Source organism: Halobacterium sp. CBA1132 (genome assembly GCF_001485535.1).
GTDB lineage: Archaea > Halobacteriota > Halobacteria > Halobacteriales > Halobacteriaceae > Halobacterium.
Genome location: NZ_BCMZ01000001.1, coordinates 557,424 through 582,302 on the forward strand (window position 1 = coordinate 557,424; position 24,879 = coordinate 582,302).

Annotated in this window: 25 protein-coding genes and 1 pseudogene; 7 read left to right on the forward strand and 19 right to left on the reverse strand. The window is 67.1% G+C overall.

Annotated features, from left to right (window positions below):
• Positions 1 to 32 precede the first annotated feature (32 nt).
• The 14 genes and pseudogenes from AVZ66_RS02835 to AVZ66_RS02900 form a co-directional block, all read right to left on the reverse strand.
• Positions 33 to 1,517: an NADH-quinone oxidoreductase subunit N gene (locus AVZ66_RS02835; RefSeq protein ID WP_058981627.1), complete on the reverse strand. Its 1,485-nt coding sequence runs from the start codon at positions 1,515 to 1,517 to the stop codon at positions 33 to 35.
• Complete coding sequence (locus AVZ66_RS02840) at positions 1,517 to 3,067, reverse strand: NuoM family protein (protein WP_058981630.1); 1,551 nt, start codon at positions 3,065 to 3,067, stop codon at positions 1,517 to 1,519. The genes AVZ66_RS02835 and AVZ66_RS02840 overlap by 1 nt, the downstream gene beginning before the upstream one ends.
• The gene (gene nuoL, locus AVZ66_RS02845) at positions 3,068 to 5,146 is read right to left on the reverse strand and encodes an NADH-quinone oxidoreductase subunit L (RefSeq protein ID WP_058981631.1); all 2,079 of its coding nucleotides are present in this window, start codon (positions 5,144 to 5,146) and stop codon (positions 3,068 to 3,070) included.
• 1 nt (position 5,147) lies between these two features.
• Entirely contained in the window at positions 5,148 to 5,453 is a 306-nt protein-coding gene (gene nuoK / locus AVZ66_RS02850) for an NADH-quinone oxidoreductase subunit NuoK (RefSeq protein ID WP_058981634.1), read from the reverse strand.
• Positions 5,453 to 5,767, reverse strand: a complete 315-nt coding sequence (locus AVZ66_RS02855; RefSeq protein ID WP_058981636.1) for a hypothetical protein — start codon at positions 5,765 to 5,767, stop codon at positions 5,453 to 5,455. Before AVZ66_RS02855 ends, nuoK begins: the two co-directional genes overlap by 1 nt.
• Positions 5,764 to 6,033 (reverse strand): NADH-quinone oxidoreductase subunit J, encoded by a 270-nt coding sequence (locus tag AVZ66_RS02860; RefSeq protein ID WP_058981638.1) that lies wholly within the window; start codon positions 6,031 to 6,033, stop codon positions 5,764 to 5,766. The genes AVZ66_RS02855 and AVZ66_RS02860 overlap by 4 nt, the downstream gene beginning before the upstream one ends.
• 58 nt (positions 6,034 to 6,091) lie before the next feature.
• Positions 6,092 to 6,553 (reverse strand): NADH-quinone oxidoreductase subunit I, encoded by a 462-nt coding sequence (locus tag AVZ66_RS02865; RefSeq protein WP_058981641.1) that lies wholly within the window; start codon positions 6,551 to 6,553, stop codon positions 6,092 to 6,094.
• Positions 6,550 to 7,602: an NADH-quinone oxidoreductase subunit H gene (locus tag AVZ66_RS02870; protein ID WP_058981643.1), complete on the reverse strand. Its 1,053-nt coding sequence runs from the start codon at positions 7,600 to 7,602 to the stop codon at positions 6,550 to 6,552. The genes AVZ66_RS02865 and AVZ66_RS02870 overlap by 4 nt, the downstream gene beginning before the upstream one ends.
• Positions 7,603 to 9,279 carry an NADH-quinone oxidoreductase subunit D gene (locus AVZ66_RS02875; protein ID WP_058981644.1) on the reverse strand — a complete coding sequence of 559 codons (1,677 nt, stop codon included), beginning with the start codon at positions 9,277 to 9,279 and terminating at the stop codon, positions 7,603 to 7,605.
• 79 nt (positions 9,280 to 9,358) lie between these two features.
• Complete coding sequence (locus AVZ66_RS02880) at positions 9,359 to 10,066, reverse strand: NADH-quinone oxidoreductase subunit B (protein ID WP_058981647.1); 708 nt, start codon at positions 10,064 to 10,066, stop codon at positions 9,359 to 9,361.
• Positions 10,056 to 10,460, reverse strand: coding sequence for an NADH-quinone oxidoreductase subunit A (locus AVZ66_RS02885; protein ID WP_058981649.1), 405 nt, complete (start codon positions 10,458 to 10,460; stop codon positions 10,056 to 10,058). Before AVZ66_RS02885 ends, AVZ66_RS02880 begins: the two co-directional genes overlap by 11 nt.
• 134 nt (positions 10,461 to 10,594) lie before the next feature.
• Entirely contained in the window at positions 10,595 to 11,206 is a 612-nt protein-coding gene (gene purE / locus AVZ66_RS02890) for a 5-(carboxyamino)imidazole ribonucleotide mutase (protein WP_058981651.1), read from the reverse strand.
• Positions 11,203 to 12,450: pseudogene (locus AVZ66_RS02895) on the reverse strand (5-(carboxyamino)imidazole ribonucleotide synthase); the annotation flags it as partial. The pseudogene AVZ66_RS02895 and the gene purE, both read right to left, overlap by 4 nt.
• Positions 12,451 to 12,468: 18 nt before the next feature.
• Positions 12,469 to 14,172, reverse strand: coding sequence for a flippase activity-associated protein Agl23 (locus AVZ66_RS02900; protein ID WP_082678754.1), 1,704 nt, complete (start codon positions 14,170 to 14,172; stop codon positions 12,469 to 12,471).
• Between the two features lie 94 nt (positions 14,173 to 14,266).
• On the opposite strand from AVZ66_RS02900, the gene ribH reads away from it, so the two are divergent.
• Together ribH and AVZ66_RS02910 are read left to right on the forward strand one after the other, a co-directional pair.
• Positions 14,267 to 14,668, forward strand: coding sequence for a 6,7-dimethyl-8-ribityllumazine synthase (ribH, locus tag AVZ66_RS02905; protein WP_058981658.1), 402 nt, complete (start codon positions 14,267 to 14,269; stop codon positions 14,666 to 14,668).
• 1 nt (position 14,669) lies between these two features.
• Entirely contained in the window at positions 14,670 to 15,812 is a 1,143-nt protein-coding gene (locus tag AVZ66_RS02910) for a pyridoxal phosphate-dependent aminotransferase (protein ID WP_058981660.1), read from the forward strand.
• A 12-nt stretch (positions 15,813 to 15,824) separates the two neighbouring features.
• Here the strand turns inward: AVZ66_RS02910 and AVZ66_RS02915 are convergent, their stop codons facing one another.
• The 4 genes from AVZ66_RS02915 to AVZ66_RS02930 all read right to left on the reverse strand — a co-directional run bounded on the left by AVZ66_RS02915 (position 15,825) and on the right by AVZ66_RS02930 (position 19,750).
• A complete protein-coding gene (locus AVZ66_RS02915; protein WP_058981662.1) occupies positions 15,825 to 16,073 on the reverse strand; it encodes a hypothetical protein in 249 nt (82 codons plus the stop codon).
• 149 nt (positions 16,074 to 16,222) lie between these two features.
• On the reverse strand, positions 16,223 to 17,476 hold the full coding sequence (locus AVZ66_RS02920; protein WP_058981664.1) for a Glu/Leu/Phe/Val dehydrogenase: 1,254 nt from the start codon (positions 17,474 to 17,476) through the stop codon (positions 16,223 to 16,225).
• Positions 17,477 to 17,545: 69 nt separating this feature from the next.
• Positions 17,546 to 18,409, reverse strand: coding sequence for a CoA ester lyase (locus AVZ66_RS02925; RefSeq protein ID WP_058981666.1), 864 nt, complete (start codon positions 18,407 to 18,409; stop codon positions 17,546 to 17,548).
• A gap of 30 nt (positions 18,410 to 18,439) precedes the next feature.
• The gene (locus AVZ66_RS02930) at positions 18,440 to 19,750 is read right to left on the reverse strand and encodes a PGF-CTERM sorting domain-containing protein (RefSeq protein WP_058981668.1); all 1,311 of its coding nucleotides are present in this window, start codon (positions 19,748 to 19,750) and stop codon (positions 18,440 to 18,442) included.
• A gap of 116 nt (positions 19,751 to 19,866) precedes the next feature.
• On the opposite strand from AVZ66_RS02930, the gene AVZ66_RS02935 reads away from it, so the two are divergent.
• From AVZ66_RS02935 to AVZ66_RS02945, 3 genes are read left to right on the forward strand one after another with little or no spacing between them, the layout of a single operon-like run.
• Positions 19,867 to 20,328, forward strand: coding sequence for a MaoC family dehydratase (locus AVZ66_RS02935; protein ID WP_058981670.1), 462 nt, complete (start codon positions 19,867 to 19,869; stop codon positions 20,326 to 20,328).
• Positions 20,328 to 20,765: a DoxX family protein gene (locus AVZ66_RS02940; protein WP_082678755.1), complete on the forward strand. Its 438-nt coding sequence runs from the start codon at positions 20,328 to 20,330 to the stop codon at positions 20,763 to 20,765. The genes AVZ66_RS02935 and AVZ66_RS02940 overlap by 1 nt, the downstream gene beginning before the upstream one ends.
• Positions 20,766 to 20,788: 23 nt before the next feature.
• Entirely contained in the window at positions 20,789 to 21,163 is a 375-nt protein-coding gene (locus AVZ66_RS02945) for a cyclic nucleotide-binding/CBS domain-containing protein (RefSeq protein WP_058981673.1), read from the forward strand.
• 21 nt (positions 21,164 to 21,184) lie between these two features.
• Here the strand turns inward: AVZ66_RS02945 and AVZ66_RS02950 are convergent, their stop codons facing one another.
• Positions 21,185 to 22,954, reverse strand: coding sequence for an acyl-CoA carboxylase subunit beta (locus AVZ66_RS02950; RefSeq protein WP_058981677.1), 1,770 nt, complete (start codon positions 22,952 to 22,954; stop codon positions 21,185 to 21,187).
• Positions 22,955 to 23,214: 260 nt separating this feature from the next.
• Here AVZ66_RS02950 and AVZ66_RS02955 point away from each other — a divergent pair, with 260 nt between their 5' ends.
• Both AVZ66_RS02955 and AVZ66_RS02960 read left to right on the forward strand, forming a co-directional pair.
• Entirely contained in the window at positions 23,215 to 24,240 is a 1,026-nt protein-coding gene (locus AVZ66_RS02955; RefSeq protein ID WP_058981678.1) for an NAD(P)/FAD-dependent oxidoreductase, read from the forward strand.
• A gap of 56 nt (positions 24,241 to 24,296) precedes the next feature.
• On the forward strand, positions 24,297 to 24,866 hold the full coding sequence (locus AVZ66_RS02960) for a peroxidase-related enzyme (RefSeq protein ID WP_058981680.1): 570 nt from the start codon (positions 24,297 to 24,299) through the stop codon (positions 24,864 to 24,866).
• The last annotated feature ends 13 nt before the right edge of the window (positions 24,867 to 24,879 follow it).

A 24,879-nucleotide genomic window follows, 5' to 3' on the forward strand; every position in this document is an offset into this window, starting at 1 on the left:
TCCGCTAAAAGGTACCGTTGTGCCCCGTTCGCTTACAGCGCGAACAGGACGTCGGCGGCGTGGACGGCGGTCTGCGCGACCGGGTCGAACGCCACCAGCAGGACGACCGTTGCGACGGCGGCGGCGACGACGGCGGCGTAGAGGCCGGTCGGCGTCCCCTCCAGCGAGAGGTCGTCGCTCGGGTCCTCGATCCAGATCGCCTTCACGACTCGCGAGTAGTAGTACAGCGACAGCGCGCTGTTGATGGCCGCGATGGCCGCGAGCCACGCGAAGCCAGCCTGAACGGTCCCCGCGAACAGCAGGTACTTCGAGACGAAGCCACCGCCGACCGGGAGGCCGGCGAGGCTAAACATGAACACGGTCATCGCGACACAGGCGACGGGCGCGCGGGTCGCGAGGCCGTTGTAGTCCTCGAACTTGCGGCCGACGCCCCAGTACTCCACGAGCGCGACGAACAGGAACGCGCCCGTGTTCATGAACCCGTAGACGAGCAGGTGCGTCATCGACGCCCCGAGCACGAACGCGTTCGCCTCCGCGGCGCCGCTCTGGAGCGCGGCAAGCCCCATCAGCACGTAGCCCGCGTGCCCGATAGAGGAGTACGCGAGCATCCGTTTGACTTCGTCTTGGGTGGCCGCCGCGAAGTTCCCGAGGGTCATCGTGACTACCGCGAGCACGGCGAACAGCAGCGACCAGTCGATGGCCACCGCGGACACCACGTCCAGCGGGAACGCGGTCGTGAACACGCGGAACGCGACCGCGAACCCGGCGGCCTTCGACGCCGACGAGAGGAACGCGCTAATCGGTGCGGGCGCGCCCTCGTAGGCTTCCGGCGCCCAGAAGTGGAACGGCACGGACGCCGTCTTGAACGCGAACCCGCCGGCGAGCATCAGGATACCGAGGCCGAGCACGCCGCTGAACTGGTTGCCAGCGACTTCGGCCGCGATGTTGTCCAGCAGGAGCGTGCCCGTCGTGGCGTACACGAGACTGATGCCGTACGCCATCACCGCGGAGGACAGCGCGCCGATGAGGAAGTACTTCAGCCCCGCTTCGACGCTACTGCGGTCGGTCTTCAGGAACGCGACGAGCGCGTACGACGGCAGGCTCGCCAGTTCCAGCGCGACGAACACGGTCACGAGGCTGTTGGCGGCCGCCATCAGCGACATGCCGGTCGCCGCCAGCAGCACCAGCGCGTAGTACTCGGAGACGTGCTTCTCGCCCTCGACGTAGTCGTAGCTCGCGACGACGACGAGCGTGGCGACGCTCGCGACGACGAACGCGAAGAACAGGCTCAACGCGTCCACGACGAGCGCGCCGTCGAACTGCACGAAGCGGTAGTCGCCCGAGCCGGCCGCGAGGAACCACACTGCGACGGCGGCGGCCGACGCCGCGCCGACGGCGCTCACCGACGCGAGCACGCCGTTCTTCTTGGATTCGGGCGCGATGATGTCGACGCCGAACAGCACGAGCGCCGTCGCCCCGAGCAGAAGCTGGGGCGTCAACGAGGGGAGCTCTACCATCAGAGCTCACCCCCGAGGAGGAAGGTGGTTGCCTCCGGCAGCGAGTCCACCATCGGGTTGACCGCGTCCTGAATCATGCCATAGAACACCTCGGGAACCGTCCCGAGCACGACGACCAGCAACACCAACACGACGATGGCGACCGCGTCGTGGGGCGCCGCGGGCACGATGTCGTAGTCCGTGTCCGCGCTGAACGGCCCGAAGAGGACGCGCTGCATCGCGAACAGCAGGTAGCCCGCGACGACGACGATGCCGAACATCGCCAGCGCCGTGAACAGCTGCGCGTACGGGAAGGTGGCGCTGAAGCCGCCGAGGAAGATGAACAGTTCGCCGGCGAAGCCAGCCATCAGCGGCAGGCCCATGTAGCCGAACGCCGCGGCGACGAACACCGCGGCGGTCACCGGCATCTTGTCCGCGATGCCGGAGAGGTCGCCGACCATGCGCGTGTGAGCGACGTTGTAGATGACGCCGACGCACATGAACATCAGCCCCGAGATGAGGCCGTGGGCGACCATCTGGAACGTCGCGCCGCCGAGCCCGTAGACGTTGTACGCCACGAGCCCGAGAATCACGTACCCCATCGACGACACCGAGGAGTACGCGACGATGCGCTTGAGGTCCTGCTGGGCGAGCGCGAGCATCGCGCCGTAGATGACGGAGACGACGGCGATGGCGGCGATGAGCACCGCGTAGTCGCGCGCGACGCCCGGCAGCAGCGTGAAGTTGAACCGGAGCAGGGCGTACGTACCCATCTTCAGGAGGACCCCCGCCAGCATCACCGAGGCCGGCGTCGGGGCCTGCACGTGGGCGTCCGGCAGCCACGTGTGCAGCGGGACCAGCGGCACCTTCACCGCGAACCCGATGAACATCGCGAAGAACGCGACAACCTTCAGCGTCTCCGCGCCGAGGCCGTACGTCGTCTGGAAGTTCCCGGCGTCGAGCGCGGCCGCGATGGCCGGCAGGTCCATCGTCTGGACCGGGAGCGCGAACACGAGCGCCACGAACCCGATGAACATCAGGAGGCTGGCGACGTTCGTGTAGACGAAGAACTTGATGGCGGCGTACTTCCGGCGCGGGCCGCCCCAGATGCCGATGAGGAAGTACATCGGCACCAGCACGAACTCCCAGAAGACGAACCAGACGAAGAAGTCCAGTGCCGAGAACACACCGAGCAGGCTCGCCAGCATGAACAGCATCAGCGAGTAGAACTGGCTCTGGCGCTCCTGAATCGGCGTCCACGCGCTCACGATGGCGAGCGACGTCAGCAGCGTCGACAGCACGACCAGCGGCATGCTGATGCCGTCGAGGCCGACGTGCCAGTTGAGCGCGTACGGACCGACGCTGATCCAGCGTGCGGTCGTCTCGAACGCCAGCGACCCGCTCTCGAAGAGCGCGTTGCCGCTCGCGTCGAACTGTCCGAACATCCAGAGGCTCCCCGCGACGGGGAGGAGACTCAGGGCGAACGCCAGTTTGCCCGCGACCTCGTCGGGTGCGAGCATGACGACGAACGCCGAAACCAACGTGACGGCGATGAGTGCTTCGATCAACATTCAGAACCACCCCCCGAGGAGGCCGAACGCAACCAGGAGGACGACCAGACTCAGCGTCAACAGGGCGGCGTAGTGAGTCACGATACCGTCCTGAATGCGCTTGACGCGGCTGCCGGTGAACAGGCTCACGCTGCTGACGCCGTTGACGACGCCGTCGACGATGCCTTGGTCGAACGTGTCGGCGGCGCGGGCGACGGGGAGCGTGACGCCTCGGGCGAGCCACACCTGGTACTCGTCCTGGTAGTAGTTGTTGTACAGTACGGTCTTGACGCCGCCGAGCTTCTCGGTGTGCTCGGTCGGCGAGTCGACGTTGTACAGCACCCACGCGAGGCCGGCGCCGCCGAGCGCGAGCGCCAGCGAGATGGCGCCCGGAACGAGCGGGCCGATGTCGGCGGCGTGGTAGCCGCCGAACTCTTCGAGCAGGTGGTGGTAGTGTTCGTAGCCGAGCGCGGCGAAGTTACTGGTCTCCGGAATCACCAGCCACTGGTGGAGGTAGTCGATGTGGAGACCGGTGAGTTCTGCGACCGGCCCCATGTTCACGAGGCCGATGGTGGCCGCCAGAATCCCGAGGACGACCAGCGGGAGTTTGACGTTCCAGCGGACGCCGTGGGGGTCGCGGGCGGTGTCACTGCGGGGTTCGCCGTGGAAGGTGAGGAACACCATCCGGAACGTGTAGAACCCAGTGAAGAACACCGCGAGCAGCCCCATCGCGTACGCAGCGAGCAGAATCGGACTGTCGCCGGCGCCGTAGATGAGCGCCTCGTAGAGAATCTCGTCTTTCGACCAGAAGCCCGCGAACGGCACGATGCCGGCGAGCGCGAGGCTGCCGGAGAGGAACGTGTAGTAGGTCACGGGCATCTTCTCGCGGAGGCCGCCCATGTCCCACATGTCCTCGTTGTGGTGCATCGCGATGATGACCGACCCGGCGCCGAGGAAGAGTAGCGCCTTGAAGAACGCGTGGGTCATCAGGTGGAAGGTCGCGGCGATGTAGCCGCCGGTGCCCAGCCCCAGCATCATGTAGCCGTACTGGCTGATGGTGGAGTACGCGAGCACCTGTTTGAGTTCGTCTTTGACGACGCCCATCGTGGCGGCGAACAGCGCGGTGAACCCGCCGACGAACGCGATGATCGCGAGGACGGTCGGGAGCAGCGCGTAGAAGCCGTACATGCGCGCGACGAGGTAGACGCCGGCCGCCACCATCGTCGCGGCGTGGATGAGCGCGGAGACGGGCGTCGGGCCCTCCATCGCGTCGGGCAGCCACGTGTGCAGCGGGAACTGCGCGGACTTCCCGATGACGCCACCGAGCACGAGCAGGCCGAGCACCATGAACCACGTCTCGGCGTTCATGCCGACGACGTCGAGGAAGTGCGCGACGTGTTCGGGCATCGTGCCCTCGCCGCCCGCGGCCGCGAGCGCTTGCTCGGCGAGGTGCGGGAAGCTGTGGACGCCGTCACCGACTGCGACGAACCGCGCGGTGCCGAACGTCGCGAGGATGCCGACGACGCCGATGAGGAAGAAGTAGTCCCCGAAGCGCGTGACGAGGAACGCCTTCTTCGCGGCGCTCGGCGGGCCGGGCTCCCGGAAGTGGAACCCGATGAGCAGGTACGAGCAGAGCCCGACCAGCTCGAAGAACATGAACGCCATCAGGAGGTTGTCCGCGACGACGAACGCCAGCATCGAGAACGTGAACAGGCCGAGGCCGGCGTAGTACCGCGGCAGACCGGTCTCGCCCTCGTCGTTCATGTAACCGAGGCTGAACACGTGGACGAGGACGGCGACCAGCGACACGATGACCAGCATCATCGCCGACAGCGGGTCGACGAGGATGCCGAAGTGGAGACTGAACGTGTTCTGGCCGACGACCCACGTGTAGAGGTCCTGTGCGTGGTAGCCGCCGCCGCTCACGGCCACGAACGTCCAGAGAGACAACAGCAGCGACCCGGCTGTCGCGATGATGCCGGGAATCGCGCCGCCTTTCGGCAGCAGGCGCGGCGCGAAGTGGCCGACGAGCAGTGCCACGAGGAACGCGGCGAACGGCAGCAGTGGAATGGCCGGAGTGAAATCAATTGCACCTACCATCTTACCACCTCATCGTCGTAGCGTTCCGCACGTCGATGTCGTCGAAGTTCCGGTACAACACGAGGATGATGCCGAGGCCGACTGCGACCTCGGCGGCGGCAATCGCCATCACGAACAGACTGAACACCTGCCCCGTGAGGTTGCCGTAGAAGTGCGAGAACGCCACGAGGTTGATGTTCGCGGCGTTCAGCATCAGCTCGACGCTGATGAGGAACATGAGCGCGTTCTCGCGCGTCAGAATGCCGAACACGCCCGTGCAGAACACGGCCGCGGACAGCAGGAGGTAGTACTCGACGGCGACCGCCATTACTCGCCGTCACCTCCTTCCGTGTCGCGGCTCGCGAGCATCACGGCGCCCGCGAGCGCGGCGACGAGCACGACGTCGATAATCTCGAACGCCGCGAGGAAGCCCTCGCTTGCGGGCGCGCTCTCGCCGGCGACGTTCATCAGGCCGAACAGCGCGTAGCCGATGGTCGCCGTGATGTTGGCGTCGCCGCTGAAGCCGACCGCGCTCCCGAACCCAGCGTTGAGGAACACGGCCGCGAGCACGACGAACAGCGCCACCGCGACGATGCCCGTCACGAACGTCGACGGGTCGCGCAGCCGTGGTCGCGTCGTCATGCGTTAGTCACCTCTTCTGTACCTCTAGTCTGACGTGTCAGCATCACTGCGAACGTGATGAGGATGAGGACGCCGCCGACGTAGACGAGAATCTGCATCGCGGCGACGAACTCCGCCTGTAGCATCACGTAGTGCACGGCGAAGCTCATCAGTGAGCCGCCGAGCAGCAGCGCGGAGTGCCACACGTCCCGCACCAGGACAGCGCCGAGACTGCACGCTACAGTGAGCAGCGCGAACAGCCCGAACGCGATTGTTTCGGTCGTCATTTCAGTCACCTTGTGGTTCGCAAATACGCCCTTTGTAGGTTTCGAGACGGGCGCGGGCCTACTGGTAGTCGACCTCGCCTTCGCCTTCGCCGACCCACGCTCCCCGGTCGGGCTCGCGGGACGCCAGCGGGTCGAGGTCGTTGTACCACGGCACGTTCTTCAACTGTTCTTTGTTGAACACGAGGTCGTGTTTCGTGTCCCCGGTGAACTCGAAGTTCTCCGTGAGGAGAATCGCGTCCACCGGACAGACCTCCTCGCAGAGCCGGCAGTAGATGCACTGGCCGACGTGGAGGTTGTACTGCTCGCCGTTGCGCTGCTTGTCCGTGACAATCTGGATGGTGTCGTTCGGGCAGACGTTCTCGCACTGGCGACACCAGATGCAGCGTTCCTGGCTGAACTTGTGCACCCCGCGGAAGCGCGGGCTGACTTCGGGCGCTTCCTCCGGGTACTCGACGGTGAACGTGTCACCGTCGAGCGCGTGTTTCATCGTCGTTGCCATCCCTTTGAGTAGTCCAATCATAGTCCGAGCACCCCGAGGATAACTGCGGTGAGCACGAGATTAGCGAAGGACAGTACCAGCAGGCCCTTCCAGCCAATCTCGATGATCTGGTCGATGCGGACGCGCGGCACCGCCGACCGGCACCACTGCGTGAACAGGAACACCCCCCAGATTTTGATGGTGAACCAGACGAACCCGGGCAGGACCGGTCCCGCCGGGCCGCCGAGGAACAGCGTCGCGATGATGGCGCCGCCGAGGAAGATGTGAACGAACTCGCCGAGGTAGAACAGCACGAAGTACACCGACGAGTACTCGGTCTGGTAGCCGCCGACAATCTCGGTCGGGGCTTCCGGCGTGTCGAAGGGGTTCCGGCCGACCTCCGCGAGGTTCGCCACCATGAACAGCACGAACGCGAACGGGTTGACGAACGCGAACCACGACGGAATCCGCAATCCGGCGATGGTCGTCAGTTCCGCGGTCTGCGCGGCGACGATTTCGCTCATCTGGAGCGACCCCGTGAACAGCACGACGGAGGCCGCGGTGACGACGAGCGGAATCTCGTACGCGACGTTCTGCGCGACGGCCCGCAGGCCGCCCAGCAGGCTGTACTTGTTGTTCGACGCGTACCCGCCCATCAGGAGGCCGAGGCTCGCAATCGACGCGATAGCGAACACGAACACCAGCCCCGTCTCGGGGTCGGCGAGGTGGATGCCGTTCCCCATCGGAATCACGGCGAAACCGAGAATCGCCGAGCCCGCGAGCACGACCGGCGCGATGTCGAACGCGGGCCGGTCGGCGCCCTCGGGGATGATGAGTTCTTTCGACAGCAGGCGGACTGCGTCGACGATGATGGTGCCCAGCCCCCACGGGCCGATGCGGTTGACGGAGATGCGGTCCGTGAACGCCGCGGTAATCTTCCGCTTCGCCCACGGGCCCGCGAACGCCGTCATCGTCAGCATGATTGTGCCGACGAGGGCCGCGCCGAGCAGCATGGACAACAGCTCCCCGGCGAGACCGCCGATACCGAGGAGGTCCTGAATCGTGTCGGGGAGTGGTGTCGCCGTCGCCATCTATCTGTCCACCTCCCCGAGAATCACGTCGAGGCTGCCGAGCGTGGCGATGAGGTCCGGGATGTACTCGCCGGTGGACATCTCCTGGAGCGCGGAGAGGTTCGAGAACGCGGGGCTGCGAATCTTGAACCGGCCCGGCTTCTCGGTGCCGTCCGCGCGGATGTAGATGCCGAGTTCGCCCTTCGCGCCTTCGACGGCGCGGTAGGTCTCCTTGCCGGCCTCGGGCTTGAGGGTGCGCGGGACGTTCGCTTGGATGTCGCGCTCGTCCTCGGGCCAGTCCTCCAGCAGGTCGACGCACTGCTCGATGATGCGGGCGGACTGTTCGATTTCGCGCATCCGCACGAGGAGGCGCGCGAAGTTGTCGCCGCCGTCCTCGGTGACGACGTCCCAGTCGAGCTTGTCGTAGTAGCCGTAGGGGTCGTCGCGGCGGAGGTCGTAGTCGACGCCGGAGCCGCGGGCGACCGGGCCCGTGACGCCGTAGTCTTTGGCGACCTCGGGGTCGAGGTAGCCGGTGTCGACACACCGCGATTGGAAAATCTCGTTCTCCGTGATGAGGTCGTGGTACTCGTCGAGTTTCCCGGGGAGGTCGTCGAGGAAGTCCCGGACGCTCTCGAAGTACTCCTCGCGGGGTTCGGGGATGTCCCAGACGACCCCGCCGAGGCGGAGGTAGTTGAACATCATGCGCTGGCCGGTGAGGTCCTCCAGGAGGTTCTGGACGATCTCCCGGTCCCGCATACCGTACATGAAGATTGCGGTGAAGTCGCCGTAGAGGTCCAGCGCGAACGTCGCGGTGGCGAGCAGGTGGCAGGCGATGCGGCACATCTCCGAGCCCATCGTCCGGATGACCTGCGCGTACTCGGGGACCTGGATGTCCGCGAGGTCCTCGGCCGCGCGGGCGTACGCCCACTCGTTGACGATGCCGCCCGGACCGTAGTCCCAGCGGTCCGGATACGGCATAATCTGGTAGCGGTACGTGCCCTTCTGGGCCATCTGCTCCTCGCAGCGGTGGAGGTAGCCGATGTCGGGGTTGACGTCCGCGACCTGTTCGCCGTCGAGGACCGTCTCGACGTGGAGGACGCCGTGCGTGGCGGGGTGGTGGGGACCGATGTTGAGGAACATCGTGTCCGAGTCGTCGCCGCCGCGCTGGTGGTCCTCGAGGGGGTTCTTGTTCTCCTCGAACGTGACAATCTGGGGCTTTTCTTGGTTGTAGTCCAAGCCGAGCGGGTGGCCCTGCCACGTGTCGGGGAGCAGAATCCGTTCGAGGTTCGGGTGGTCGTCGTACTGGACGCCCACGAGGTCGTAGGCTTCACGCTCGTGCCAGTCGGCGGTGCGGAACACGGGTGCCGCGCTCTCGCTGACCGGCTCCTCGCGGGCGGTCGGAACGACGATGCTGACCTCGTTGGTCGGGTCGTCGTACTGCTTCAGGTGGTAGATGCTCTCGAAGCGGTCCTCGTGCTCCTCGGCGGTGACACACGAGAGGTGGTCGAAGCCGGCGTCGTCCCGCAGCGTCCGGAGGACGTCCTGGACGGCATCCGCGCGAACGACGTAGGCGTCGGCGTTGAGGTGCTGCTCGCGGTCGAGAACGTGGTCGCCGAGCAGGTCTTCGATAGCGTCACCGTCGACGTCGCCCGACTCGGTCGTCGGGGGTTCGACGTTGCGTTCGTCGTACGTACTCATGCGAGACACCTCCGGTGTCGAGTGTGAGTAGACGAGTCGCAGCCCGCGAAGCGGCGCGAGCGGGAACGTCTCGGCGTACTCATGGCGAATCAGCCCAGTTGTAGCGCATGACGAGCGTCTCCTCGTCGATGTCGTCGGCGAGCTTCTGGACCATCTCGTCGCGGTCGAGGTCCCCGAACTCTTCGAGTTCGTAGGGCTTGACCGTGACCGGGGAGGACTCGCCGTTCGCGATGCGTTCCTGGAGCTTCGCGACGCCGTAGACGAGCGCCTCGGGACGGGGCGGGCAGCCCGGGATGTGGATGTCGACCGGGATGACTTCCTCGGCGCCCTTCACGACGTTGTACCCTTCTTGGAAAGGGCCGCCGGAGGCCGTGCAGTTGCCCATGCCGACGACGAACTTCGGCTCCGGCATCTGGTCGTAGACGCGCTTCATGCGCGGGGCGAACTTCGAGACGATAGTTCCCGGCACGATCATCACGTCGGCCTGCCGCGGGGACGCCCGCGGGACGCCGGCGTGGAAGCGGTCGAGGTCGTGTTTGACCGAGTACGTGTGCATCATTTCGATGCTGCAGCAAGCGATACCGAACTGCAGCATGAACATACTCGACCCGCGAACCCAGTTCATGAACTTGTCGAACTTCGTGAGGATGAACGGCGTCGAGCCGAACGCCTCTCGAAGTTTCGAGTTGAACCGGCTGTCGACGCCCTCCCCCATTCGGGCTTCGCGGGTGTCGGTCAGTGGTTCGCTGGATCCCGTAATACTGTCGCGTGGTTGGTCACTGCTCATGTGGTTTTCCTCCGTGCCGCGGTGTTCGCACCCACCGGACGACGCCTTTCCGCCACGCCCACGCGAGGCCGACGACGAGCACGCCGATGAAAACGAGCATCGGCAGCAGTGCTTGCGTCAGGCCGGCGGACTGGACGGCGTCTTGGTAGATGACGGTCCACGGGAAGATGAGAACGGTCTCGATGTCGAACACGAGGAACAGCAGCGCGACCATGTAGTACTGGATGTTAAACTGGACGCGCGCGTCCCCCGTCGGAACCTCGCCACTCTCGTAAGTGGCTCGCTTCCCTTGTTCAGGTACGGTCGGGCGCAACAACGAGGACACCGTCATCATCGTTACCGGGATGAGGATGCCCACGAGCGCCAACATACCGATGGCGATCCATGGATTCATAGGAGTGTCTCCGTGACGAGCGGGAGTTTGGACCCCACGCCCATAAACGTTGATTTATGCCCGCACGGCCGCACGCGGCAGAATTTTAGCGTTTCAGGGCGACTGCGGCGTTCGGGCGTCGCCCACGTGATTAGTCAGTCCCGTTCCGACCGGAAGCCCGGCGTCCCGCGTTCGTGCAGTTCGCGGGACACGTCCGCGACGCCGTCGCTCTGCTCGGCGTGGAGGTCGCGCAGTCGCTGGGCAAGTTCGTCGTCGCTGGTCGCGAGGAACTGGGCGGCCGACAGCCCGGCGTTGTAGGACTTCCCCGCGTCGACGGCCGTGATGGGTGCGCCGGTCGGCATCCCGATGACTGAGTCGACGGACTTCTCCTGGACGGGGACGCCGACGACCGGAATCGGGTACGCCAGTGACGCGGTCATGTTCGGGAGGTCGGCGGACTTCCCGCCGGCGCCCGCGATGATGACGTCGAGGCCGCGGCCGGCGGCCGTCTGGGCGTACGCGTACATCAGGTCCGGCGTGCGGTGCGCGGAGACGACCCACGACTCGAAGGAGTAGCCCTCGGGCGGGTCGTCGTAGTCCGTGACTTCCGCGAACCCGAGGTCGACGAGCGCGTCGTGGGCGCCCGCCATCACGTCGAGGTCGCTGTCGCTGCCCATGACGATGCCGACGTCCGGCGTCTGTTCGCTGGGGCGGTCGCGCTGTGCTTCCGATTCGAACAACTCGACGAGGTCTGAGACGGTGGTCATTGTTGGAAGGAGAGTGCGTCGCGGGCGGCGCGGGCGCGCATCAGGAGTTCGCCGCGGTCGTCGCCGCCGACCGTGACGTGCCCCATCTTCCGGAGCGGGCGGACGTCGCGTTTGCCGTACCAGTGCAGGGCGACACGGTCGTCGCGGAGCGCGCTCGACGCGCCCGCCAGTTCCGCGGGCCGCTCTTCTGCGTCGGGGTCGCCGAGCACGTTCGCCATCACGGTCGGCTGGCGCAGGCCGGTGTCCCCCAGCGGCAGCCCGCAGAGCGCGCGGGCGAACTGCTCGAACTGCGAGGTGTGACAGCCCTCGATGGTGTAGTGGCCGGAGTTGTGCGGCCGGGGCGCGACTTCGTTGACCAGAATTCGGTCGTCCCCGTCTCGCGGGCTTCGCCCGCTCGATTTTCCCGCGTCGCCGTGCGACGCGCACTCGAACAGTTCCACGCCGAAGACGCCGCGGCCGTCGAGCGCGTCGAGAACGTCGCGAGCGACCGAAGTCGCTTCCTCGCGGACGCGCTCGCTGGTGCGTGCAGGTACCACGGATTCGCGCAGAATCTCGGCCTCGTGGACGTTCTCCGCGACGGGGAACGTCGCCGTCTCGCCGTCCCCGCTGGCGGCGATGACCGAGAGTTCGCGGTCGAAGTCAACGAGCCGTTCGGCGACCAGTCCGTCGAGCCCGCCGAACGTCTCGCGCGCTTCGTCGACGGACTCGACGGGCGCGTTCCCGCGGCCGTCGTAGCCGCCGGTGCGCTGTTTCACCATCAGCGGCCGCCCGAGGTCGTTGAACGCGGTATCGAGGTCGGCTTCGTCGTCGACCGCGCGGAACGCCGGGACGGGCACGCCGGCGTCCTCGAACGCCCGATTCTGGACGAGCTTGTCCTGAATCGTCTCCAGCGTCCCCGGAGACGGGTGGACAGGCACGTCGGCGGTCTCGCTGACGTCCGCCAGCACCGCGGGGTCCGCGAGCTCGATTTCGTAGGTGAGGACGTCCGCGCGCTCGGCGAGGTCGCGGATGGCGTCGCGGTCGTCGAACGCCGCCGTAATCTGGTCGGCGGCGGGCGGACACGCCGGACAGTCCGGCGTCGGGTCGAGGACGACCACGTCGACGCCCAGCGGACTCGCTGCTTCCGCGAGCATCCGGCCGAGTTGGCCGCCGCCGACGACCCCGACTGTCGCTCCGGGAACGGGTACCGTCATCACCCGCGACTTCCGCCTACTCCTGCATAAGAATTGCCGAACGAACCGACGAAGTACTCACGACCGTGATTACCGGGGTTCGGCGAAGCCCGGCGCCTCGGTGTCGACGAAGACGACGATTATCGTGTTCGTCGCCGTGAGTTCGTACGTCCACCCCTCGTAGTTCGAGTGGAGGTGTTCGCGGACGCCCCGGTAGTTCTCGGCCTCCGTCACGACGACCGGCGCGTCCGCCGTCTCGACGCTGCCCGTCGCGTTCCCCGTCGTCGGTTCCGTTAGTCGCACTGTCGAGTCAGTTGTCGCGTCCGCTCGCTCGGTGTACCACGGGAGCGGCAGCCGATTGAACCAGTCTGTGCCCGCGACGCTGTCGGGGTCGGTCGGGTCGTAGTCGCCGGTGATGTAGAAGTGGCTGCCGTAGTAGAGCACGTCCGTCCCGTCGTTGCGGGGCGCGATGCGTTCGATTCGGTCGAGCGTCTCGCCCATGTCGCTTCCGGGCTGGCCGTACTGCACGAGCGCGTTGTCTTCGTCCTGCGGCATCAAGTACGATGTCTCCGCGGTGACAGCGCCCATCTGACCGACGGCCGCCACCAGTACGAGCGCGGCGAGCGCGACGCCGACGCGGTCGTCGCTGGCGTACGCGGAGCGCCCGCGGTCGACGACGACGCGCACGCCGACGGCCGCCGGAATCGCCAGCGGGACGACCGCGTGGACGACCGACCAGTGCCCGGAGATGTCCGTAATCGCGGGGTAGACGACGACCGACGCGACCGCCCAGTAGCCCGCGAACAGCACGAGGTCGCGGGAGTCGTCGGTGGCGTAGCGCTCTGCGAGGAAGCCGACGACCGCGGCCGCGACCAGCATCAGCGACGCCGCGCCGAGCGTCCGCAGCGCGTCCGCGAGGAACGCGATGTAGCTGTGTTGTCGGGACGCGCTACCGCTGATGCCCCACGTGTTCCAGAACTCCGCCCACGCGCCGGCCGTCCCCGCAGCGACGACGCCCGGCAGTTGCGTCGGATTCGCGAGCGCCGCGTAGAACTCCGGCCGGGGCGCGTAGAAGACGACGACTACGACGAGGAACGCGAGCGTCCCGCCCGCGAGAGCGCGCCGCCACGCGACCAGTCCGCCACCCACTCGCTGCAGGGTCGCGTGGAGCACGCTCTCGAAGGATTCACCGCGCGTTCGCGCCGTGAACAGCTGTTCGTCGAGCAGGAGCGCGCTCGCGCCGGCGAACATCGCGACGTAGACGAGCGCGTTCTCCTTGGTCGTGAACGCCAGTCCGAGCACCGCGCCGGCGGCGACGAGGTAGCCGCCGCGGCGGGTGTCGAGCGCGCGCACCGCGAGGCCGAGCGCGGCGACGCTGAACGCCGCGACGAGCACGTCACTGCGCATGAACCGCGAGTAGTAGACGAGCACGGGGTTGAGCGCGAGCAGCCCCGCCAGCGCTGCGACCTCCACGTCGTCGAGGCGTGCGCGGAACAACCACGCTGTCGCCGGCAGGAGCGCGCCGACGACCGCGACGGGCGCTCGCGCGACGGCGTCACTCGCCCCAAAGACGCCGAACAGCCACTCGTTCACGTGGAAGAGGAACGGCCCGTGGACGATGGCGCGATACGACCACTCGCCGGAGGCGGCGTACTGCAGCACCCAGTAGCCGACCCGGGCTTCGTCCCAGTGGAAGGTGCGGTCACCGAGTGCGACCACCCGCAGCGCGAGGGCGGCCAGCACCGCGACAGCGACCGCCAGCGCCGCGGCGCGGCGGCGTCCGAAGGAGGGCATCTCGTTCGCCAAACGGAACGGTGTGCATACAAACTTGTGGGTTCGCGCTGTCTGGAACGGTAGGCCTTTATCCGCCCCGGGAGACCGTTCTGACATGGTAGAGCTCGGGCTCGTCGTTGCGGAGTTCAACCGCAGCGTCACCGAACAGATGGAGTCGGCGGCCGTGGAGACGGCCGACGACGCGGGCGCCGACGTCGTGGAGTTGGTCCGGGTGCCGGGCGCGTACGACGCGCCGCTGGCCGCCGACCGACTCGCGCGACGCGACGACGTCGACGCCGTCGCAGTCGTCGGCGCAATCGTCACGGGCGACACCGACCACGACGACGTCATCGCTCACGCGACCGCGCAGAAGCTCACCGACGTCAGCCTCGACCGCGACACGCCGGTGGCGTTCGGCGTCGCCGGCCCGGGGATGTCGGGCGCGGAAGCACGCGAACGAGTACAGAAGGGAGCGGAAGCAGTAGACAGCGCGATTCACCTCGCGGAGGAACTCTAAGATGGACTTCACCGACAGGGTACGACGAGTGGAACCGAGCGCGACGCTTGCAGTCAGCAACCTCGCGAACGAACTCGAAGCCGAGGGCAAGGACGTCATCGACCTCTCGGTCGGCGAACCGGACTTCGACACGCCGCAGAACGTCAAGGACGCCGCCGAGGACGCGCTGGAAGCCGGCGAGACGGGGTACACGTCCTCGAACGGCATCCCGGCGCTCCGGGAGGCAATCGCGGCGAAGCTCCGCGGCGACGGCATCGACTACGAGGCGGGCAACGTCATCGTGACGCCGGGCGCGAAGCAGGCGCTGTTCGAGACGTTCCAGGCGCTCGTCGACGACGGCGACGAGGTCGCGCTCCTGGACCCCGCGTGGGTGTCCTACGAGGCGATGGCGAAAATCGCGGGCGCGGAGCTGACTCGCGTCGACCTCTCGCCGCACGACTTCCAGTTGGAGCCGGCGCTCGACGAACTCGAAGCCGCGATTTCCGACGACACGGAACTGCTGGTCGTGAACTCGCCGAGCAACCCCACTGGCTCGGTCTACTCCCGGGAGGCCATGGAGGCCGTCCGTGACCTCGCCGTCGAGCACGACGTGACGGTCATCTCGGACGAAATCTACCAGCACATCAACTACGGCCGCGAGCACGTCAGTCTCGCCGCCCTCGACGGGATGTTCGAGCGCACCGTCACCATCAACGGCTTCTCGAAGGCGTACGCGATGACGGGATGGCGGCTCGGCTACCTCGCGGGACCGGAGTCACTCATCGACCAGGCCGGGAAGGTCCACTCGCACTCGGTGTCCTCGGCGACGAACTTCGTCCAGCACGGCGGCGTCGAAGCCATCGAGAACACCGACGACGCCGTCGACGAGATGGTCGACGCCTTCGAGTCCCGCAAGGAGCGGCTGCTCGAACTGTTCGCCGAGCATGGCGTCGACGTGCCCGAGCCGGACGGCGCGTTCTACGTGATGGTGCCCGTCGACGAGGACGACCAGCAGTGGTGTCAGGACGCCCTGAAGGACGCCCACGTCGCCACCGTTCCCGGCAGCGCGTTCGGCACGCCGGGGTACGCGCGCATCTCGTACGCCGCCAGCACCGAACGCCTCGAAGAAGCGGTCGAACGCCTCGCCGAGGAAGGCTACGTCTAAGCGGAACGGCGTTCAGCTGTCGCCTCCCAAGTTTTCCCTCGCGAGGAACGCACCGACCATCGTCACCGCAACCACTCCGAGAATCGCCGCTCGCTGATTTCCGCTAACGAAGACAGCGACGCTGACGGTACCGCCCATAGCCGCGAAGTACCCCACTTTTGCGACGGCGCTCCATGCGTCGCTGAGTCGGTCGGCCGACGTTACGGCTGTCGGACTGAAGTAATACAACAGCACTCCAGCGACGACGGTGGCGGGAACCACGAGGCGGTGCAGCGACGACAAGGACGGGTGACTGCCACCAGTCGCTGTTCCACCCCATCGAATAGTGTCCCTATCACTACATTCGATACCGTGGAGAAAAGTGTAGCGCCGGTGGCGAACGCCTGCGGCCGCGGGTTCGTTTCTTGGCCCTACGGCCACGTGCCGCTGCCTTCGTAGGCGTCGACGACGCGCTGGATGGCGACGACGTACGCGGCCGTGCGGAGGTTCGGGAGGTCGTTGGCCTCGTAGGCGTCGATCATTGCGTCGAAGGCGTTCGTAATCACGGCCTCCAGCTCCTCGTTGACGCGCTCTTCGGTCCACTGGAAGCGCTGGCGGTTCTGCACCCACTCGAAGTACGAGACGGTGACGCCGCCCGCGTTCGCGAGGATGTCCGGGACGACGTGGACGTCGCGCTCCGCGAGCACGTCGTCGGCGTCCGGCGTGAGCGGCCCGTTGGCGGCCTCCACGACGATGTCGGCCTGCACGGCCCCCGCGAGGTCGGCGTCGATGGCGTTCTCCAGCGCGGCGGGCACGAGCAGGTCGACGTCGAGCGTGAGCAGTTCCTCGTTCGTGAACTCCTCGGTGGCGCCGTCGTAGCCGGCGACGCTGCCGGTCTCGCGCTTGAACTCCTTGACGTGGCGCGTGTCGAACCCTTCAGGGTTGTAGATGGCGCCCGAGGAGTCCGAGACGGCGACGACGTGCCCGCCGAGGTCCTCGATGAGGTTGGCCGCGATCGAGCCGGCGTTCCCGTAGCCCTGCACGGCGACGGTAGCTTCCTCGACGTCCTTGTCGAGGTAGTCGAAGACCTCACGAGCGGCGAACATCGTCGAGCGACCTGTGGCCTCCACGCGGCCCTCGCTGCCGCCGTTCTCCAAGGCCTTCCCCGTGATGACGCCGGGCTCGGTCGTGTTCTCCAGCGTCTCGTAGGTGTCTTTGATCCAGTTCATCTCCCGCTGGCCGGTGTTGACGTCCGGCGCGGGCACGTCCTTGTCCTCGCCGATGAACGGGCGAATCTCCTTGGCGAACGACCGCGTGATGCGTTCGAGTTCGCTCTCGGAGTAGTCGCTGGGGTCAAGGACGATACCGCCCTTCCCGCCGCCGTAGGGGATGTCGACGACGGCGGTCTTGTACGCCATCCACCCGGAGAGCGCCTTCACTTCGTCGCGCGTGACGCCGGGGTGGTAGCGGATGCCGCCCTTGTACGGTCCTCGGTCGCCGTTGAACTGCGAGCGGTACGCGTCGAACGTCTCGATGGTCCCGTCGTCCATCTCCACGGAGAGTGTGAGTTCGAGCACGCGCTCGGGCTGTTTGAGGCGTTCGAGCACGTCGTCGCCGACGTCGAGGTACTCGCTCGCGTCGTCGAGTTGCTCCTGCAGACTCTCGAAGGGATTGACGTCCGCCATACGCCGACTGACTCCGCCACTCAGCAAAAACGTGGCGGAGTCCCCATCACATGATGCCGTCGACTGTCACTAAGTCCCGTCGTGGGAGCCAGCGGCCCGCGCCCGTTCGAGAACGCGCTCGGCCTGCGCGACCAGCGGCGCGTCCACCATCTCGCCGTCGACGCGGTACACGCCGCGGCCTTCCGCGTCGGCCTCCTCCGTCGCGTCGAGAATGCGCTCGGCCCACTCGATGTCCTCGTCGGTGGGCGTGAACGCGTCGTTGATGACCTCGACCTGCGAGGGGTGAATCGCGAGTTTCCCGTCGTACCCCAACTGCGCGGCGAACGCAGTCTCTTCGCTGAGTCCGTCCGAGTCCTCGATGTCCGTGTAGACGGTGTCGATGGCGTCGACGCCCGCCGCGCCGGCCGCGAGCACGACCTGCTCGCGGGCGTGCAGGACCTCCACGCCGTCGTCGGTCCGCGTCGCCCCCACGTCCGCCGCGAGGTCTTCCGCGCCGAACACGAGCGCGTCCGTCGGCCCGGCGTCCGCGATTTCCTCGGCGTGCAGGACGCCGCGCGCGGACTCCACGAGCGCCAACACCGGCACGTCGAACGCGCGCTCGTCGAGTAGTCGGCCGAGCGTCGTCACCTCGTCGGCGGCCGTCGCTTTCGGGAGGACGACGGCGTCGAGTCGCGGGTTCTCCCCCGCGAGTACCGTCGCCACGTCGTCGCGGGCGCCCGACCCCAGCGGATTCACGCGCACGCACACCTCGCAGTCCGGGTCGAACTCGGGGTCGGCGAGCACCGACTGGACGGCGGTCCGCGCCTCCGTCTTTCGCGCGGGCGCGACCGCGTCTTCGAGGTCGAAGACGACGGTGTCCGCGCCGGTCTGTGGGGCCTTCCGCAGTAACTCCGGCTGGTCACCCGGCGAGAACAGGACGCTGCGTCGAGCCATGCCGGGGGGTCGCCCCGGCCGCTTGTATGTCTATCGACGCACGAGCAGCGCGGCCGCGGCGGCGAGCGCGACGGCCGCCGCGACGGTGCCAAAGCCGGGCGACGTCGACGGCGTCGAGTCCGCCGTCGTCTGCGCGTCGGTCTGCGTCGGCGCAGTGGTCGTCGACGCGTCGGCCGATGTCTCTTCGGTAGTCTGGGCGACCGTCGTCTGGGTCGCGTCCAGGGATAGCGAGGCGTTCGCCGTGCCGCCGCTGCTCTGGTAGTTCACGTCCACGGGGACCGAATAGTTGCCCGCGCCGGGATTCTGAACGTCCTCGTAGGCGACGACGACCTCGTCGCCGGCTTCGAGCGTGTAGTTCCCGCCGAGGCCGACGACCAGCGTCTCACCGTCGTTCTCGGCACTGACGCTGCTGAGGTCATCGGAGACGTTCACAGTGAGCGTGTCGTTGCTCGTGTTCCCGGTGCGGTCGATACCGATTCTCGTGATGTCGCCCTGTCCGACGTCGCTCACGTCTACCCCCGTTCCGTTGTAGCTAACCTCCAGTCCATTCCACGAGTCGCCGCCCGTCTCGTCGTCGACGACGACGGACACGGTGTGCGTTGCCGTTTCGTTCGCGTCGTCGGGCGTGGCGGTCACGTTCGCCCACGCCGTGACGCTCGTCGTCTCGTCGTCCGAGGCAGTCGTCGTGTCGCTTCCGCTGGAACTGCTCGTCGTCGTGGTCGTGTCACTGTCGTCGGAGTCGGTGGTCGTGGTGGTATCGTCGGAGTCAGTGGTCGTCTGGGTCGTGTCCGACGTAGTCTGTGTCGTTGTCTGCGTGGTCGTCTGTGTCGTCGTCGAAGTGCTGGAAATCGAGAGGGTCGCTGACGCCGTTGCGCTACTGCTCTGCGGGTTGATGCGGATACCGACATCGTAGTCGCCCGCGGCCGGATTCTGTGCGCCCTCGTAGGTAATCACCACCTGGTCGTTCTCGTAGAGGTCGTAGCTTCCCCCGAGAGTAATCTTGATGCTCTCGCCGTTGTTCGATATACTGACACCGCTGATGTCGTCGGAGACGTCGATAGTCTCGCTGTTGTTGGCACGCTGGACGTACATCTCGGTGATGTCGCCCTGTCCGACGTTACTCACGTCGGTCGCCTCGTAGTCGACTCTGAACCCGTTCAACGAGCTCCCGGCCTCATCGCTGTCGACGGTCGCCGTCACCGTGTGGGTCGACGTCGCGCCCGCGTCGTTCGGTGACGCCTCGATTGAACCGCCCGTTGCTGCCGCTCCGACACCTGTGAGGGCGGCGGCCGCGACGACGACTGCCACGAGTATTCCCGCACGGACGTAGTTCCGTTGCATAATCTGTGTGAGACGACGCACGACGACCGAAAAAGGATGGTGGCCAAACGCCGCGCTAAAAGCCTGATGGCCGATATTTCGGCGGTTTTAAGGGTTGGGGCCGACCGCGTTCGTTCATGGCGGGACGCTACTACGAGGGCTTCGAGGTCGGCGAGACCATCGAACACGAGAAGCGACGCACCGTCTCGGAGGCGGACAACCAGCAGTTCTGCGACATGACGATGAACCAGCAGCCGCTGCACCTCGACGGCGAGTTCGCCGCGGACAGCCAGTTCGGGGAGCGCGTCGTCAACGGCCTCTACACGATGAGTCTCGCCGTCGGCCTCACGATTCCGGACACTACGGACGGCACCATCGTCGCGAATCTCTCCTACGACGACGTCGAGCACCCCGCTCCGGTGTTCCACGGCGACACGGTTCGCGTGCAGTCGACGGTGACCGACAAGCGCGAGACCAGCGACGGCGAGCGCGGCGTCGTCACGTTCCACGTCGAGGTGTTCGCCGTGAACCGCGACGACGAGTTGGTCTGTGAGTTCGACCGCACCGCGCTCTCGCTGAAACGCGAACACGCCGAGTGATGTCCGTTCGCGGCCGCGCACGGCAGTTCGCCGCTCGGGCACCCGACCCCGCGACGCTGGCGCGTTTGGGGCTCGGCCTGATGCTCGTCGCGGCGGGCACGCACAAACTCCTCGACCCCGCGGGCTGGACGGTGTACGTCACCGACTGGCTGGCGCCGTGGATCGTCGTCTCGCCGCGCGTGTTCGTGCTCGCGAACGGTTGGCTGGAACTCGGGTTCGCGGCGCTGCTGCTCGCGGACCGCTGGACGGCGTTCGCCGCGCTCGTCGCCGCCGTCTCACTGACGGCGACCGTCGGCTACCTCGCCGTCGTCTGGGCGGCGACCGGCCAGTTCGGGGACGTGCTCGCGCGCGACGTGGGCCTCGTCGGCCTCGCGTTTGCCGTGCTCGTCGACGCGCTGCGTCCCGAGAGTGGGACCAGGACGGGGAAACTGCCTTAGTCGAGGGGGTCGTCGCGTACGGTATGTCTTCTTCCGATAGACTGACAGTCGAGGACGTGATGTCCGCGCCGCTGGAGACGATTGCCGCCGACGCGACGGTGAAAGAAGCCGCCGAGCGGATGCGCAGCAAAGACATCAGCGCGCTCGTCGTAACGACGACGCCACGCGCAATCATCAGCAGCACGGACGTCCTCGACGCCGTCGCGGAGGGGAAAGACGTGACCGAGTTGACGGTAGCGGACGTGATGACGACCGACGTGGAGACCGCCGCGCCCGACCTCTACATGGAGGAGGTCGCCGCGATGATGACGACGTACGGCATCAAACACCTCCCGGTCGTCGACGACGACTACGTCGGGATGATTTCCTCGACAGACGTTACGGCGCACCTGTCGTAGCCCGCCGGGCGGCCGGCGGCCTCAGAGAATCGTGCCGTGTTTTTTCGACGGGCGGTCTTTCTCGACGCCCTCGTAGAAGTCGAAGCGCGCTGCGAGTTCACTCCGTAGCTCCGACGGCGGGACGATTTCGTCGATGACGGTCTCGCTGGCCATCCGGTGGACGTCGATGTCCTCGCGGTACTCTTCCCGGAGTTCCCGTTCGCGCTGCTTGCGCTCCTCGGGGTCGTCGATGTCGTCGAGCTTGTTCGCGTACACCGCGTTGATGGCGGCTTCCGGGCCCATGATGCCGATTTCGCCGGAGGGGAGAGCGATGGTGGACTCGGGGTCGTAGGCGGGCCCGCTCATCGCGTAGATGCCCGCGCCGTAGGCCTTCCGCACGACCACGGACTGCTTGGGGACGGTGGCCTCGCTGGTGGCGTAAATCATCTTCTTGCCCTTCTCCAGAATCGCGTCCTTCTCGACCTGCGAGCCCGCCATGAAGCCCGGCGTGTCACAGAGGTAGAGGAGGGGAATGTTGTAGGCGTCGGACTTCCAGACGAACTCCGCGGCCTTCTCGGCGGCGTCGGGGAAAATGGCGCCCGCGCGCTCGGCGGGCTGGTTCGCGACGATACCCACCGTACGGCCGTCGATGCGCGCGTATCCCGTGAGAATCTCGGGGCCGTACTCGGGCTTGAGTTCGAAGAAGGAGTCCGCGTCGGCGACGCGCTCGATGAGGTCGTGCATGTCGTACGCGCGGTTCGGGGACTCCGGAATCAGGCCGTCGATGCCCTCCGTGGGTTTCGCGGGCGGTTTCGCGGGCTGGCTCGGCGGCTGCTCGTCGCTGTTGTCAGGGAGGTACTGAATCAGGTCCGAGACGAGTTCGCGGGCGTGCTCCTCGTCGCGGGCGACGAGGTCCGCGCTCCCGGACTGGCGGGCGTGGACGTCCGGGCCGCCCAACTCCTGCATCCCGATTTCCTCGCCGGTGACCATCTTCACCATCCGCGGGCTGGCGATGGCCATCGCGGACATCCCCTCGACCATCACGGTGAAGTCCGCGAACACGGGCGTGTACGCGGCGCCGGCGATGCAGGGGCCGTACAGCACGCAAATCTGGGGGACGCGCCCGGAGAGTCGCGAGTGGTTGAAGTAGTACTTCCCGATGCCCTCGCGGTTCGCGAAGAACCCGGACTGCTGGTCGATGCGACCCCCGCTGGAGTCCATCAGGTAGAGGACTGGCTTGCCGGTCTTGAGCGCGCGCTCCTGCATGCGGAGGAACTTCTCGACGCCGCGCTCGGCCATCGACCCCGCCTTCACGGTGAAGTCGTTGGCCATGAAGTGAACGTCGCGGTCCTCGAAGTCCGCGGCGCCGGTGATGAGGCCGTCCGCCGGGAGGCGGGTGTCCGGGTCGGCCTCGTCGACGTCCGGGCTGTCGGGATGCCACGAGTCGAAGTTCGCGAACTTCCCGTCCTCGAACAGCAGGTCGCCGTTGCCGTCCCCGCCGGCCTCCCCGAACCAGAGGTCGAGGCGGTCGCGGACGAACAGTTTGTCCTGCTCGCCGAGTCGTTCCTTGTACTTCTCGGGGCCGCCTTCGAGGATGTCCGCGATCTCCTCGCGGAGGCTCGCCTCGCGCTCGGTCGGTCCGAGGTCGTCGTCCTCGGGGCTGGTGGAGGGCGCGGGGGCTTCGTGGACGGCCGCGGGTTCGTCGTCGTCGCCGAGGTACACTTCGACCTCGTCGGCGACGTGTTCGGCGAGCGCGGCGGCGACCGCGCTGGCTTCCTCGTCGGTCGCGCCGGCACCGATTCGTACCTTCATGGTCTTTCGTGGGTGGGTGAGCGTCAAACCGTTTTCCGTTGGGCGCCGAAACGGCCACAAGAATTACGCCGCTTCTGTCGGAACAGATTCTTCATGACTCCCGTGGCATTCCTCCTCACGGTGCTGCTCGTCGTGGTGTTCGTGGCGTTCGCGTACCTGGTCCCGGGTATCATCCGGACGCTGCACTCGTAGGCTGCTGTCCCGCTTCGGCAGTTGCCGATTGGTGGAGTGCTAAGGGGCTGGCGAGCCAACCCAGCGACGTGACTGATTCGCTGGCAATCGTCGGCGCGGGCGCGGCCGGCGCGGCGGCCGCCTATCGCCTCCGGAACGATGCGCGCGAGGTTACCGTCTTCGAGAAGTCGCGCGGCGTCTGCGGGCGCGCGGCGACGCGGCGCCGCGACGACTGCCGGTACGACCACGGCGCGAACTACGTCAAATCCGGCGACGGCCTCGTCGGCGCCCTCGTGCGCGACCTCGGCGAGGACGGCCTCCACGACATCGCGGAGCCGGTGTGGACGTTCGACGGCGACGGCGGAATCGCGCCCGGCCGGAGCAGCGACGAACCGAAGTGGACGTGGGAGGACGGCATCACCCAACTGGCGAAGCGCCTGTTCGCGCGCACCGACGCCGACGTCCAGCGCGAGACGCGCATCGAGTCGCTCGCACGCGAGGACGATGGTTGGACGCTCACCGGCGCCGCCGGCACCACGTACGGCCCGTTCGCGGACGTACTGCTGACGCCGCCGGCGCCACAGACTGCGGACCTGCTCGCGGCGACCGACTGGAAGGACGACCGACTTGCGGCCGCCCGCGACGCGGTCGAGTCGGTTCCGTACCGCAGCGTCGTGACCGCAGTTCTCCGGTACGACTTCGACGTGGACCGCGAGTGGTACGCGCTCGTGAACACCGACGATGCTCACGATGTTGGCTGGCTCGCGCGCGAGTCCTGCAAGCCCGGCCACGTCCCGGACGGCGAACTGTTTGTCGTCCAGATGGCGCCGGACTGGTCGCGCGAGCACTACGACCGCGACCCGGACTGGCAGACCGAGCGCGCCGCCGAGCACGCCGCCGCGCTGCTCGACGACACCCGCCTCGTGGACCCTGCGTGGACCGACACGCAGGGCTGGCGGTACGCGCTCCCCGAGGACGCGGTCGACCCCGCGCCGGTCGCGGCGATTCGGGACGCCGGCCTCCACGTCGCCGGCGACTGGGTCGCTGGCGAGGGCCGCGTCCACGCCGCCGTCGAGAGCGGACTCGCCGCGGGCGACCGCCTCGCCGACGAGTGAACTCGGGAGGGGTCTGCGTGTAAACGGCTTAGTGGTGTCCCGCCGCGCGTCTACGTATGAGTGACGCGATGCGACGGTTCCCCGTCCCGGACAGCGACGACATCCCCGAAGACCTCCGCGAGCGAATCGCCGAGGAGACCGAGCGCGCCGGCTTCACGCCGAACGTCTTCGAGGCGTACGCGTACAAGCCCAGTCACTTCCGCGCGTTCTTCGCGTTCCACGACGCGCTCGTCGAGGACACGCCCCTCGTCCGGGAGGAGGTCGAGATGATCACGGTCGCGGTCAGCGGCGCCAACGACTGCCTCTACTGCGTGGTCGCGCACGGCGCGCTCTGCCGCATCTACGCCGAAGCCCCAAAACTAGCGGACCAACTCGCCACGAACCACCGCAGCGCGGACGTCTCCGAGGAACACGCCGTGATGTTGGACTTCGCGGTGAAGCTCACGGAGTCCCCGGAAGCCGTCGGAGACGAGGACGTCCAGGGGCTCCGCGACGCCGGCTTCTCCGACGAGGAAGTGTGGGACATCGCGGCCGTTGCAGCCTTCTTCAACCTCTCGAACCGAATGGCTGCCGTCGCGGACATGCGGCCCAACGACGAGTTCTACGCGATGGGCCGTGGCGAGTAGCCCGGGACGGAGG